This is a genomic window from Pedobacter sp., assembly GCF_035566355.1.
Classification (GTDB): Bacteria; Bacteroidota; Bacteroidia; order Sphingobacteriales; family Sphingobacteriaceae; genus Pedobacter.
In genome coordinates this window covers 1-12,264 of record NZ_DATMRL010000407.1, presented here as the reverse complement: position 1 = coordinate 12,264, position 12,264 = coordinate 1, and the positions used below count along the sequence as shown (strand labels likewise).

12 protein-coding genes are annotated in these 12,264 nt (G+C 41.1%); 8 read left to right on the top strand and 4 right to left on the bottom strand.

Annotated elements, in window-relative coordinates; genetic code table 11:
• Window positions 1–1,054 (top strand): IMP dehydrogenase (gene guaB, locus VNZ46_RS15815; protein ID WP_325561030.1); only part of this gene is annotated, 1,054 nt, incomplete at its 5' end.
• A 51-nt stretch (window positions 1,055–1,105) separates the two neighbouring features.
• Here guaB and VNZ46_RS15810 read toward each other — a convergent pair.
• On the bottom strand, window positions 1,106–1,807 hold the full coding sequence (locus VNZ46_RS15810; RefSeq protein WP_325561029.1) for a response regulator transcription factor: 702 nt from the start codon (window positions 1,805–1,807) through the stop codon (window positions 1,106–1,108).
• A complete protein-coding gene (locus tag VNZ46_RS15805; RefSeq protein WP_325561028.1) occupies window positions 1,804–2,916 on the bottom strand; it encodes a sensor histidine kinase in 1,113 nt (370 codons plus the stop codon). Before VNZ46_RS15805 ends, VNZ46_RS15810 begins: the two co-directional genes overlap by 4 nt.
• 182 nt (window positions 2,917–3,098) lie before the next feature.
• Between VNZ46_RS15805 and VNZ46_RS15800 the strand changes: the two genes are divergently transcribed.
• The 5 genes from VNZ46_RS15800 (at window position 3,099) to VNZ46_RS15780 (ending at window position 7,903) form a co-directional block, all read left to right on the top strand.
• Entirely contained in the window at window positions 3,099–3,890 is a 792-nt protein-coding gene (locus VNZ46_RS15800; protein WP_325561027.1) for a type II CAAX endopeptidase family protein, read from the top strand.
• Between the two features lie 57 nt (window positions 3,891–3,947).
• Window positions 3,948–4,817, top strand: coding sequence for an MFS transporter (locus tag VNZ46_RS15795; RefSeq protein WP_325561026.1), 870 nt, complete (start codon window positions 3,948–3,950; stop codon window positions 4,815–4,817).
• Complete coding sequence (locus tag VNZ46_RS15790; protein WP_325561032.1) at window positions 4,818–5,351, top strand: MFS transporter; 534 nt, start codon at window positions 4,818–4,820, stop codon at window positions 5,349–5,351.
• Window positions 5,352–5,423: 72 nt separating this feature from the next.
• Window positions 5,424–7,241, top strand: a complete 1,818-nt coding sequence (locus VNZ46_RS15785) for a mechanosensitive ion channel family protein (protein WP_325561025.1) — start codon at window positions 5,424–5,426, stop codon at window positions 7,239–7,241.
• Window positions 7,242–7,318: 77 nt separating this feature from the next.
• Window positions 7,319–7,903, top strand: coding sequence for a hypothetical protein (locus VNZ46_RS15780; RefSeq protein WP_325561024.1), 585 nt, complete (start codon window positions 7,319–7,321; stop codon window positions 7,901–7,903).
• Here VNZ46_RS15780 and VNZ46_RS15775 read toward each other — a convergent pair.
• Both VNZ46_RS15775 and VNZ46_RS15770 read right to left on the bottom strand, forming a co-directional pair.
• Window positions 7,900–9,228 (bottom strand): amidohydrolase, encoded by a 1,329-nt coding sequence (locus VNZ46_RS15775; protein ID WP_325561023.1) that lies wholly within the window; start codon window positions 9,226–9,228, stop codon window positions 7,900–7,902. The two genes, VNZ46_RS15780 and VNZ46_RS15775, sit on opposite strands and share 4 nt — an antisense overlap.
• Window positions 9,229–9,304: 76 nt before the next feature.
• Entirely contained in the window at window positions 9,305–10,153 is an 849-nt protein-coding gene (locus VNZ46_RS15770) for a helix-turn-helix transcriptional regulator (protein ID WP_325561022.1), read from the bottom strand.
• Between the two features lie 151 nt (window positions 10,154–10,304).
• Here VNZ46_RS15770 and VNZ46_RS15765 point away from each other — a divergent pair, with 151 nt between their 5' ends.
• Both VNZ46_RS15765 and VNZ46_RS15760 read left to right on the top strand, forming a co-directional pair.
• Window positions 10,305–11,708, top strand: a complete 1,404-nt coding sequence (locus VNZ46_RS15765; RefSeq protein ID WP_325561031.1) for a carboxylesterase/lipase family protein — start codon at window positions 10,305–10,307, stop codon at window positions 11,706–11,708.
• A gap of 38 nt (window positions 11,709–11,746) precedes the next feature.
• Window positions 11,747–12,264: DinB family protein (locus tag VNZ46_RS15760; protein ID WP_325561021.1), on the top strand; the 518-nt coding region annotated here is incomplete at its 3' end.

Genomic DNA, 12,264 nt, shown 5'->3' with positions numbered 1-12,264 from the left:
CAACAGAGACTTGCGTTTCCAGAAAGACATGAACCGCCCTGTTGCGGAAGTAATGACCCGCGAAAATCTGATCACTGCAGCAGAAGGAACAACCTTGTTGCAGGCAGAAGAGATTTTGCAGGACTATAAAATCGAAAAACTTCCCGTAATCAGTAAAGATGGACATCTGGCAGGTTTAATTACTTTTAAAGATATCCAGAAATATAAAAATTACCCTAAAGCCTGTAAAGACGAAAAAGGCCGTTTACGTGTAGGTGCTGCGGTGGGTGTTGCAGCAGATAACATTGATCGTGTAGCTGCATTGGTGCAGGCTGGCGTAGATGTTGTTACTGTTGATACAGCTCATGGACATTCCAAAGGGGTAATTGATATGGTTATTGCCATCAAACAAAGATTCCCTGATTTGCAGGTCATTGCAGGAAATATTGCAACTGCTGATGCAGCAAGAGCTTTAGCTGCTGCGGGTGCAGACGCTGTAAAAGTGGGTATTGGACCTGGCTCTATCTGTACCACAAGAATTATTGCCGGTGTAGGTGTTCCTCAACTTTATGCCGTTTTCGAATGTGCACAAGCCCTGATTGGTACAGGAATTCCGGTGATTGCTGATGGTGGGATTAAGCAAACCGGCGACATTGTTAAAGCCATTGCAGCAGGTGCGAGCTCTATTATGGCCGGTTCTTTATTTGCAGGTGTAGAGGAATCTCCAGGCGAAACTATTATCTATGAAGGACGTAAATTCAAATCTTACCGCGGAATGGGTTCTGTAGAGGCCATGCAACAAGGATCCAAAGACCGTTACTTCCAGGATGAAGAAGATGTTGTGACCAAACTGGTACCTGAAGGTATTGTTGGCCGCGTTCCATATAAAGGAACCTTAGCAGAAGTTATTTACCAGTATGTAGGCGGACTAAGGGCTGGGATGCATTATTGCGGGGCAGCAACTATTGAAGATCTGCAGAAAGCTAAATTTGTAAGAATTACAGCAGCAGGAATGAGAGAAAGCCATCCTCATGATATTTCCATCACTAAAGAAGCTCCAAATTATTCGAGATAATTTAAAAATAAATAAGAAAACCCCTTATTGGCTATAGCCGATAAGGGGTTTTTACATGCCCATAGTTTTTAAGAGCGCCGTTCTGTAGATCGATCCAATTGGAATGTCTTCTTTATTGATCTCCACCATATTTCCCTTAACGGCATCAATTCTGGCCAGGTTAACCATAAAGGATCGATGGATCCGGACCAGCGAAGGATAAGTATTGTTCTCTTCAAAATCTTTTAAAGAAACACTGGCGAAGATCTCTTTTTGCTGTACCTTAAACCAGGTAAAGTCCCCGTCAGCCCTAAGATATAATATGTCCCGATAATCTACTTTGATCAGTTTGCCGTTTGATTTGATAAATATATAGTGTGGTTTTTGAATCACCTCTTCCTTTGTTTTCAACCCAGCCATTCTGGATTTTACTTTTTGAACAGCCTGTAAAAATCTTTCATAGGTAATCGGTTTCAGCAAATAATCTGCTACATTAAACTCGTATCCTTCCAGCGCATAATTTGTATAGGCGGTTGTAAATACCACCAATGGCGGATGTGCAAGAGATTTCAAAAAATCGATTCCCGTCAGTAAAGGCATCTGGATATCCAGGAACACCAGGTCTATCTGGAATTCATGTAAGCCCTCATAAGCTTCTACAGCATGCATGCAAGTCTTTACAAGCTGAAGCCCTTCTGTAGTCTGGATATGCTGACTTAGAATATCCCTTGCAATGGGTTCATCATCAACAATCATACATTTGATTAAGCTCATAGTTCAAGGATTAAAGTTGTAATATATTCAGTTGCAGTGACCACAACTTTATATTGATGTTTGTCTGCGAAGTAAAGTTCCAGTCTTTTTTTTAGATTTTGTAATCCGATCCCGCCATCCTCCTGAGCTGTTACACTAATTTTTGCAATGCTGTTGGTACAATTGAAGACCAGTTGCTTGCTGTCTATTTGGAAATTTATTTCAATAACCGATCCGGCCTGATCCGGGCAAAACTTAAAAGCATTTTCCACCAGGGGAATGAACAAAAGAGGAGGAATCAAAAGAATCATCTTATCCATATGAACCTTTAGTTCAGTTTTGGTAAAATTTAACCGCACTTTTTCCAGCTCAATATAATCCTCTATAAGTTCAATCTCCCTTTGAACAGGCATTTTCTCCTGGTCCGCTTCATACAAGGTATACCGCATAAATTCAGAAAGTTTTGCAATTAAAGCTGCTGATTTTTCCTTGTTGTCCTGTAGCACCAGGCCATATATATTATTCAGTGTGTTGAATAAAAAATGAGGGTTAATCTGTGCCTTTAAAAAGTTGTATTCCAGTTGAATGTTGTCCCGGGACATTTTTAAAGCCATGATGTTTTGCTTAAAGGTCTTTATTGCATACCGAAGACCAAGAGGAACACTAATGTTAAACAACAGTCCGATAAGTACACCAAAACTCAATACCTTTTTGAAAATTATATTAGAGAAATCCATATGCAGGAATTGATAATAATCTGCATTGTGTGTTTGCATGATCTGTTTGCAGGTACTGCATGCAGAGATTATATACGTTTCCAGATAAGTATCCAGTATCGTATAAGCGATAAAGAGGAACAAAACAGCAAATAGTGCAGGTATGGATTTTTTCTTTTTTAAGTAAAAAGGCACAAGGAAATAAATCAAGGCATAATAGAAAATAACTAAACAACCAACTGAAGAAAGGTTAAGCCATAAAATGTGCTCTCCGGGCAAAACCCTGTACACATTAAAGGATATGGTTGTTAAATACCAGCGAAGGAGCAGGAAGCACAACCAAAATACCACATGAGCCAGTATATGGAGTTTCCTGTTTTTGTATATCTGGTCCAGAATTACAGATGCGTTCATGGTTGCTAAATTCCCTAATTCTATTCAACAATGCTAAAATATACGACAAACTCAGAAAAAAAACCTTTAAAAGCACATATTTCGTCGTTGTTCTGAAAGTATTCACCGGGAAAACAGGGACTCTTGTCGGATTTATTTTTTCGTCTATTTCCGGGCCGCTTTATTTGCTCAAAAAAAAGAAAATGAAACATCCATTTTTAAAAGTAGCCAGCTTCTTTATTGTTTTATGGGCCGCTACATTTGTCTCCACAACTTTTTATCCTGTCCTGAATAATTTGTTTTTTTATCTTTTAATTTCTCTCGTCACTTCCTGGTTACTGCTTCGTACCGAAGGTAAAACCTTATCCTCTCTGAACTTCTATCCGCAAAAGAGAGAACATTATTTGCAGTTGTTATTTGGTTTTTTAGCGGGCGCAATCCTGTTGCTGGGTACTGCGGTGGTCACGAACAGACTAACCGGGCAACACTGGATACTGACCAAAAACATTGATCCTATTCAGATTTTAATGGCATTTGTTTCCTGTGCGCTTTCTGTATTTGTACAGGAATTTACTTACAGAGGTTATCCATTCCAAACCTTGCTCAACAATTACGGAAAATGGGTGGCACAGGTTGTCGTTATTATTCCATTTGGTGTCATGCATCTGCACTGGAATATGAGCATTGGAATGATGATACTTACGGTGCTTTCCACCGGTCTGGGATCCCTTTTGTTTGGCGAGGCTTATATCAGAACCAAATCATTGTGTTTGCCGATTGCACTTCATTTAGGCTGGAACTTTGCCCAGACCTATATTCCCAGACACATCAGTCAGAATGGTTCCGGCTTTATAGAAGTTAGGGGCAGTTCTTTACAACCTGATGATAGCTTGTTCTTGCTTCCCTACTTTCCAGTTGTAATATTAGCCTATATCCTTCTACATTTTATGAAGGAAAGCTGGTTAAGCAACTCCGTTGAAAATAAAGTCAGCTAAGTTTAATAAACAAAGTATTTACTTGTTTTATTATAGCGAAGTGTTAGCTTTGCAGGCATGAAACCTGAGCAACAAGAAAAAGAAGGCTGGGCAGCTTTATTGTCTGGAAAAAATGGGCTAAAATCTATTGCTTTGGCTGGAGGCGTGATGTTACATGCGACAGATGTGTATCTGGCAACAACTATTATGCCTTCTGTGACTAAGGATATCGGCGGACTGTCCTTCTATTCCTGGGCGACCACCATGTATGTCGTGGCGGCCATCATTGGATCTGTTGTTTCTTCAGTAACACTCGCTAAGATGGGCCCGAGAAAGGCATACCGATTGGCGATTGTTCTTTTTGCTATAGGTGCCCTGATTTGTGCAATTGCACCAGTGATGTATGTACTCCTGGCCGGCCGCTTTATTCAGGGGATAGGAGGTGGTCTGCTGGTGGCTTTATCTTATGCTATGATCAGTATTGTGTATGAAGAACGCTTTTGGTCAAGGGCTATGGCCCTGGTGTCTGCAATGTGGGGTGTTTCCGCTTTCCTGGGGCCGTTCTTTGGAGGCATTTTTGCAGAATACAGCCATTGGCGGTATGCTTTTGTAACGCTGTTGGTCATCGCATTATCATTGATTGTGCTGACAGAGAATGTACTGCCTAAGAAGCAAAAATCCTTAAGTACCGCAACTATTCCTTTTTATAAATTATTTCTTATTCTGCTTGCAGCCCTGGCCATTTCTGCCGGGAGTGTTTCTGAGCATCTCAGCCTAAATGCGGCTGGGGTAATTGTTGCCATGATTTTATTGGGCATGGTGATCAGAGGGGAAAAAAGTTCTTCCGAACGATTGCTTCCCACTGGTGCCTATAAAATTTCGACTTTACTTGGTGCAACATATGCTGTGGTGGTTTTATTAACACTGTCTGGAACTGTGGAGATTTAGATTCCTTATTTTCTGCAGCTGATTCACAATTTTTCTCCGCTAAAAGCAGGTTACCTTACCGTATTGATCGCCCTGGGCTGGTCACTTTGTTCTATTGCCTTTTCTGGTTTGAATGTCCGCTATGTCAAAATGGTCATCCTTACCGGGCCAGTTCTGGTATTTGCAGGTTTGGCAGGACTCTCCTGGATGGTGCCGGATGTAGCGAATGCAAGTGGTGCAGGTTTTGTACTGATGTGCCTGTTGCTGGTATTTATTGGCGCAGGAATTGGCATGGGCTGGTCACATATTCTTACCCAGGTGTTGTCCTCAGCGCCAAAAGGTGAAGAGGAAAAAGCCTCGGCTTCGATATCTACCGTACAATTACTGGGTACAACTTTTGGATCTGCTATTGCAGGTCTGATTGCAAATTTTTCAGGCATCACCAATCCAGGAGGTATAGCAGGCGCAGAACACGCGGCCGGATGGCTCTTTGGAGCTTTTGCTTCAACCCCTGTACTGGCCTTGATCATTATACTCTGGAAATTTAAAAAATAGTATTTTCATGACATGTGGTTTAATATGTTAAATTTGAATAGAAAGCCCGTTCAATACTGAAAATATTCATCTATGTTTAACCGCAATCTCAATTTTGCCCTGTTATGTGTTATGATCTCCTTTCTAAACATAGTAACAGTCCATGCTCAAAGCCCAACAGAATCCACTAAAACAGATTCTTTAGTCGTTACAGAGGCGCTAATCGTCAAAGATCATCAGCAGCAGCAAATTGATTCACTGGTTAAAATCCAGCTGGAAAAAGAATTGAAAACCGTAGTTGGCGATAAAAAGAAAACTTTAGAGTTGGAGAAGCAGCTGCGTGAGATTGCAAGTAAAGATTCCATACGGAAAATAGAACAGGTCAAAAAAATACAGGCCCTGAAGAAAGTAACCAAAGGTTTTCCGGTCATATTGAAACTGGATACCCTGTTCTATATCTATACTGGGATAGGGTCTTTTAATGCCCAGGAACGTGCAGAATCTATCACCAAAAGGATTGAGAATCTTTATGAAGATCCTTTCTATCATGCAGATTCTTTGGCAATCAATCAAAATGAAGAAACCTACGAACTGACCTATAAAAAAACGAATATTATTCTGTCCGTAGCCAATACGGATGGGCTGTGGCTCAATAAAACTAATGAAGTACTTGCTAAAGAATACCTTGGGAGAATAAAAGAGATCATCGCAAAAGAAAGAAAAGAATACAGCCTGGTCAACTGGCTCAAAAGGATTGGTCTGGTACTAGTGATCATTATATTCTTGTGGTTTGTTATATATGGGATAAACCGGTTGTTCAGAAGATCTGCAGGATTGATTTCCAAATATCGGTCTAAATATGTTAATGGGTTAAAACTAGGCACCATTAAGCTTTTCACGCCACAACATCTGGAAAAAGTATTGCTCCAGTTAAATAACGTTGTACGCATTATAGTGATCATTCTGCTGGTCTATTTATCCTTACCCTTGTTGTTTAGTATTTTTCCTGAAACCGAACAATGGACAGGTACATTGCTGCAATGGATACTGAGCCCGCTTTCCAAAGCTTTTAATGCGGTGTTCAGTTATTTGCCAGATTTGGTTACTGTAATTGTGATCTATTATATTTTTAAATATGTCATCAGGGCCGTGAAATATTATTTCAATGAGATCAGGCGTGGTCATATCCTAATTAATGGTTTTCATAAGGATTGGGCAATTCCAACCTTCAATATTCTGAGGATTTTGCTGTATGCTTTTATGCTGGTGATTGTTTTTCCTTATTTGCCAGGCTCTAAATCTGCAGCATTTCAAGGGGTTTCTGTCTTTCTTGGTATTTTAATATCTCTTGGATCTTCCAGTGCCATTACCAATATTGTTGCCGGACTGGTGATTACTTATATGCGCCCTTTTAAAGTAGGAGACCGGGTTAAAATAGGAGATGTGGTAGGTGACGTACTGGAGAAAACGATGCTGGTAACCCGTATCAAGACCATCAAAAATGAAGACATTACAGTACCCAATTCTACAGTCCTTTCCTCCAGTACCATAAATTATTCTACCAATACCAAAGAGGGAGGGGAAGGCTTAATTTTAAATTACACCATGACCCTGGGCTATGATATCCCCTGGACAACCATTCATAAACTGATGCTGGAGGCCGCAGATAGAACCGAAGATGTATTGAAAGAGCCCAAGCCCTTCATTTTACAAACCGGACTGGACGATTTTTATGTCTCCTATCAGCTCAATACGTATATTAAAGAAGCCAATAAACAAGCGGTTATCTATAGCAATTTATATCGAAATACACTGGATGTATTCAATGAAGCGGGGGTTGAAATTCTGTCGCCTCACTATAGGGCAGTTCGTGATGGAAATGCACCAGCTATGCCACCTAAAGAAGATTGAGCGAATATTTCCAGATCCATTGATAAAAGATCTTATCTTTATCTGCTGCAAACATTCAAAAAAAGACTCCGTAGACCTTGAACCTGCAAACCTATATAGAAAGTGGTATTTTAGAACTCTATGTTTTGAACCTGCTCCATGAACAGGAAAGGGCAGAGGTTCAGGATATGGTTTTGAAATATCCAGAACTTAATGATGAAATAGAGGCCATAGAAGTGGCCCTTGAATCGTATGCACAGGTACATGCTGTTGAACCCTCGTTCGGATTGCAGGAAAGAATTGAACGCAGAATACTGGAAACCAGTACTACAGCATTGAGCTTGACACCCGTTAACGAAAATTCGGATGTTCAAGAGTGGCTTCGCTTTGTTGCAGATCAATTTCCCGAAGCCTTTCATGCCGAAAACTTCTGTGGGCCTATTGGAGAGCAGCCAGGGTTGACGCAGGTACTGGTTGTTTCTTCAGTTGATATTGAAGACGAAACCCACCACGATGTATATGAGAGTTTTTTGATTCTTAGGGGAAAATGTAAATGTACTGTTGACGGCCACAGTTTTTACCTGGAAACAGGGGGATATACACAAATCCCTTTGCAAACAAACCATAAAGTAGAAATTGTTGAAGGACCTGTAATGGCCGTTGTTCAGTATCTATCTGCTTAATAGACTATATTTCCGCGGTGTATCAGAGATTTCACCGGAGAAACTCTTGATACAGCCTCAGCCGAACAACTGGCTTCCACCAGTACAAAATCTGCCGTATCACCTGCTTTCGGCCATTGCTGATTGCCCTTGTCATCTAAAGGAAGAATATTATGTGTAGCCAGTCGCAGACTGCGTGAAAGCGCAAATTCATTGCGGTAGCCATAAAGCTGAGCCGAAAGATTTACCTTTTGCAGAATACTTCCCGAACCAAAGGTGCTCCAATGGTCAACGATACAATCATTACCCGCCATTACATCTACGCCATACTTATAAAGCGTAGGAATAGGCATTATAGTGCCTGCGAAAGGAATTGTAGAGGTAATACCTACCTGTGCATTTCCCAGCTTTTCTGCAATTTCTTCTGTTTTTTTCTGATCAAGATGCGCCAGGGCAAAGCTATGGCTAACAAAGGTTTTTCCCTTTAAAGCAGGATTTTCTATCACCTTATTGATCAGATATTCAATTGTTTTCATTCCAGATTCTCCGGATTCATGCAAGTGGATGTCTATTCCCTTATGGTTGTCCAAAGCCAATTGTATAATGAAATCCATATGTTTTTCTATACTGCCATCAATACTGTAAGGATCCAGACCACCAATAAAATCAACATTCATTTTCGCAGCTTCTTTCATCAGGGGCTCAGTTTTAGTGTAATAGATTCCATGCTGAGGAAAGGCAACCAGTTCAGCCTGGAAGGAATCCTTTTTATTGGCAAGAGCCTGTTCAAGGTGTCTCAAAGAGTCAAGGCCGGAAGTCGGTTCAATATTGACGTGCGATCTGGCATAATTGGTCCCTTTAGACTGTAAAAGTTCAATCAGTTTTTCTGTACGGGGTACAGAAGTTTTCAGCAAGTCCGGAATCACCTGCTGCTCATAAGCAATCATGTCTTTCACCGTTCTGCGTTTGCTGGAATTTGCTCTCCAGGGAAGACCATAATAAGTTTTATCCAGGTGGATGTGCATGTCCCTGAATGCCGGCAACATTAATAATCCTTTTGCATCGACAGCATCTGCTTTAGAGTCGTTCGGCAAAATGGCTTTGATTTTTCCATGATCAATCTCAACGATGAACAGATCGGTTGTGGTATGGCTAACCTCATCCTCTTTATACTCAAAACCAGTTTCCAGCCTTACATTCTTTAGCTTAACCGCTTTACCAGTAATGGCAGGCTTGGCTTGTTCTGTGGCAAGAGCAGGAACTGAACTCAGCAAGCTGCCGCCTGCAGCAAGCAGAATTGAAGAGTTTTTAATAAAGTCTTTGCGCGAAATTGATTGTGGTGCCATAACTTATACGTTTTATGCAAAGTTATCTGCCCTATGGGTTCTAAAATAGTAAAATTCATGACACTACTTGTATAATTTATAACTGCTCCCTGAATTCGCGCGGAGTTTTTCCAGATTGAAGCTTAAAGAATTTCGAAAAATAAGCCAGGTCAAGAAAGCCAAGATGATAAGCGACCTCTTTGATAGAATGCTTGGAAGTCAGCAATAATCTTTTGGCTTCCAGGATAACGCGGTTCTGGATCACCGAAGTCGCTGAGGTCTGGAAATGTTTTTTACAGAGTATATTGAGGTAATTGGGCGTAATGTTCAGTTTTTCCGCATAAAAGGCAACCAGCTTTTGCTCTTTAAAATAAACATCAATTAAAGAAAGGTATTTAAACAGAATGGGCTTTGCATGATAAACTTTTACATCTTCCACCACGTGTTCTGCCTCCCGGCTCACCATTTGCGCAATAATTTCTATCCGAGATCTGATGATCTCCCACATGGTGGGTGCCAGGGAGAGCTCATATTCTATAGCCTTAAATTCGTAAAACAACCATTTGAATGTTTCCGGTTTTAAACTCATCACCGGATGGTGCTGATAAAGAACAAAAGAAAAACGCAAAGCATTGGCAAAGGTTTCGAAAACTGCCCGGCTCACCATGATCTGATAAGCTCTGGTTTGCTCACCCAAAACCCAATGGTGTACCTGGTCTGGAAAGAGCAAATGTAACTGATGTTCTGCAACCTGGTGATCGGTAAAATCAATGGTATGAACTCCATTCCCCCTTTCAAACAGAAGAAAAACAAAGAAATCATGTTTGTGCGGTTTTTCGATCTGTTTTTTTCCATGAAGCTCATGGTATTGAAAATTGCTGTCTGAATGCAGTTCATCCCGAAACTCAGTAATACCAAGAACAGGGAAATTCTCTTTTTCTTCCATAAAAAAGAAAAGTACAAAATTTTCCCTGAAGTGTTATATTGGGGTGTCTTTTAGTTTAATGTATATGAAGAGAATAATCCTGATCGTGCTGATGCTTTTTCCCCTGTTGATGTATGCTCAGGAAGATACCCTGGTCCGCTTTTAAAAAGGGCTGATAAAAGGTCTCAAAGAAGGTAACTGTGCCGTATTTAAAGGAATCCCTTATGCGCAGCCCCCGGTCGGACAACTTAGATTTAGGGCGCCTAAGGCCCGTAAAAGCTGGGCAGATACACTGGATTGTACAAAATTCGGTTCAATTTCCGCTCAATACAATTCGCAAAAAAAGGCTGTTAATGGGAGTGAGGACTGTCTGAGTCTGAATATTTATCAACCCCTGAAATCCGGTTCAAAACTACCTGTAGTGGTTTGGATACATGGCGGAGGAATGACTGGGGGATCGGGATCAGGAGAGAACGGACATTCTTTTTCCGATCGGGACAGCATTGTTACCGTGACTATAAATTACAGGCTTGGCGTAATGGGTTTTCTCTATTTAGGAGATGTAGACAGTTCCTATCATACCTCTGGTAACAATGCAGTTCTGGACTGCATCATGGCATTGAAATGGATAAAAGAAAATATCGAATCCTTTGGCGGTGACCCCGAAAGGCTAACCATTATGGGACAGTCTGCAGGCGCAAAGCTGGTCAGTGCACTCAGCGTTACACCCTTGGCAAAAGGGCTCTTTCAGCAAATCATTGCCCAAAGTGGAAGTGTTCAATGCATCCGGGACACCACAACAGCAAAGGCCATCAGGGCCAGGGTTTTGAAGCAACTAGGCCTCCGTAGACCTGCGGAGCTACTGAACCTAAGCACCAATCAATTACTGGCGGCCCAGGATGCAGTTTGTGGTGGGGCAAAAGGGACCAACTACTTTGGACCTGTGGAAGATGGATTGGTGTTTACTTCCGATCCTTATACCTGTTTTATGAATCAGAGTGAGAACAAAAGATTTTTGATTGGTACCAATAAATTTGAAAGCACAATGTTTATGGACATAGACAAAAGACTTTATAAGCCAGATAAAAAAGTGCTCAAAGATTGGTTTGGTCATAATTTTCGTTACGTATTGAAAAGTTATCACCACGAGCGAAAGAAGTATCAGGCAGATTCTGCCGCAAAAGAAATCCTTACGCAATATATGTACACACTGCACTCCTATAGACTGGCAAATGCAGCAGCCAGCCTGGGCTACCCGCTCTGGGTCTATCGTTTTGATTACAGCGCAAGTGGAAAAGGTGCTACACACGGAGGAGAAATGCCTTATGTGTGGTCTGTTGCCGGCAAGGAACGAGCAACAGCAATTGAAAACGAACTTGCAAAGGATGTACATAAGGCCTGGTCAGAATTCATCAAAGGAAGATCTCCTGGTCATATCGGCTCAGCAAACTGGACGCCTTATGAAAAGGCGACCAAGGCTATTATGATCATAGGCACCAAATCCGAAATGCGAGAAGGAGGATCGATATTTAATGATGTAAATTACCCGTCGGCAGGTTTTATATCAGGTAAATGATTAAATTTATGTGTTAACTCATCTCAAAAGCTGATACCATGACAAAGCAAGAACTTATTGCAAAATTCCGCGAAAATCATCTGGAACTCGTTGACTATATAGCTGCATTGGCAGCGGGACAATTTTCCTATAGCCGCAATGGAAAGTGGACGCCCGGCCAACAACTCAACCATGTCTATTTATGTTTAAAGCCAATTGCCCAGGCCCTGGCTTCAAAAGATTTTATCTTGCAGAAATTTGGAAAAATAGACCGGCCATCTTTGGGTTATGACGACGTAATTGAAAATTATAAAACAGCGCTTGCTAACGGGGGCAAAGCACCCGAAAGATTTGTACCCGAAAAATTTGACCCGGATCATAAAGTTGAATTGTCTGCTCAACTGATTGCGCTTTTACAGACCATAGAACAGCTCCTCAATCATTATACTGATGATGAGTTAGATCATCTCGTTTTACCTCATCCATTACTTGGTAACCTGACCATAAGGGAAATGCTCTGTTTGATGACTTATCACGCTACACATCACCTCCGGCAAACCGAAATGAATTTAAAAGG

Excerpts from the sequence above, each read along its gene's own strand:
- VNZ46_RS15770 (WP_325561022.1), bottom strand. The coding sequence starts at position 10,153 with ATGGAAGAAAAAGAGAATTTCCCTGTTCTTGGTATTACTGAGTTTCGG.
- VNZ46_RS15775 (WP_325561023.1), bottom strand. The coding sequence starts at position 9,228 with ATGGCACCACAATCAATTTCGCGCAAAGACTTTATTAAAAACTCTTCA.
- VNZ46_RS15810 (WP_325561029.1), bottom strand. The coding sequence starts at position 1,807 with ATGAGCTTAATCAAATGTATGATTGTTGATGATGAACCCATTGCAAGG.
- VNZ46_RS15805 (WP_325561028.1), bottom strand. The coding sequence starts at position 2,916 with ATGAACGCATCTGTAATTCTGGACCAGATATACAAAAACAGGAAACTC.
- VNZ46_RS15795 (WP_325561026.1), top strand. The coding sequence starts at position 3,948 with ATGAAACCTGAGCAACAAGAAAAAGAAGGCTGGGCAGCTTTATTGTCT.
- VNZ46_RS15800 (WP_325561027.1), top strand. The coding sequence starts at position 3,099 with ATGAAACATCCATTTTTAAAAGTAGCCAGCTTCTTTATTGTTTTATGG.
- VNZ46_RS15785 (WP_325561025.1), top strand. The coding sequence starts at position 5,424 with ATGTTTAACCGCAATCTCAATTTTGCCCTGTTATGTGTTATGATCTCC.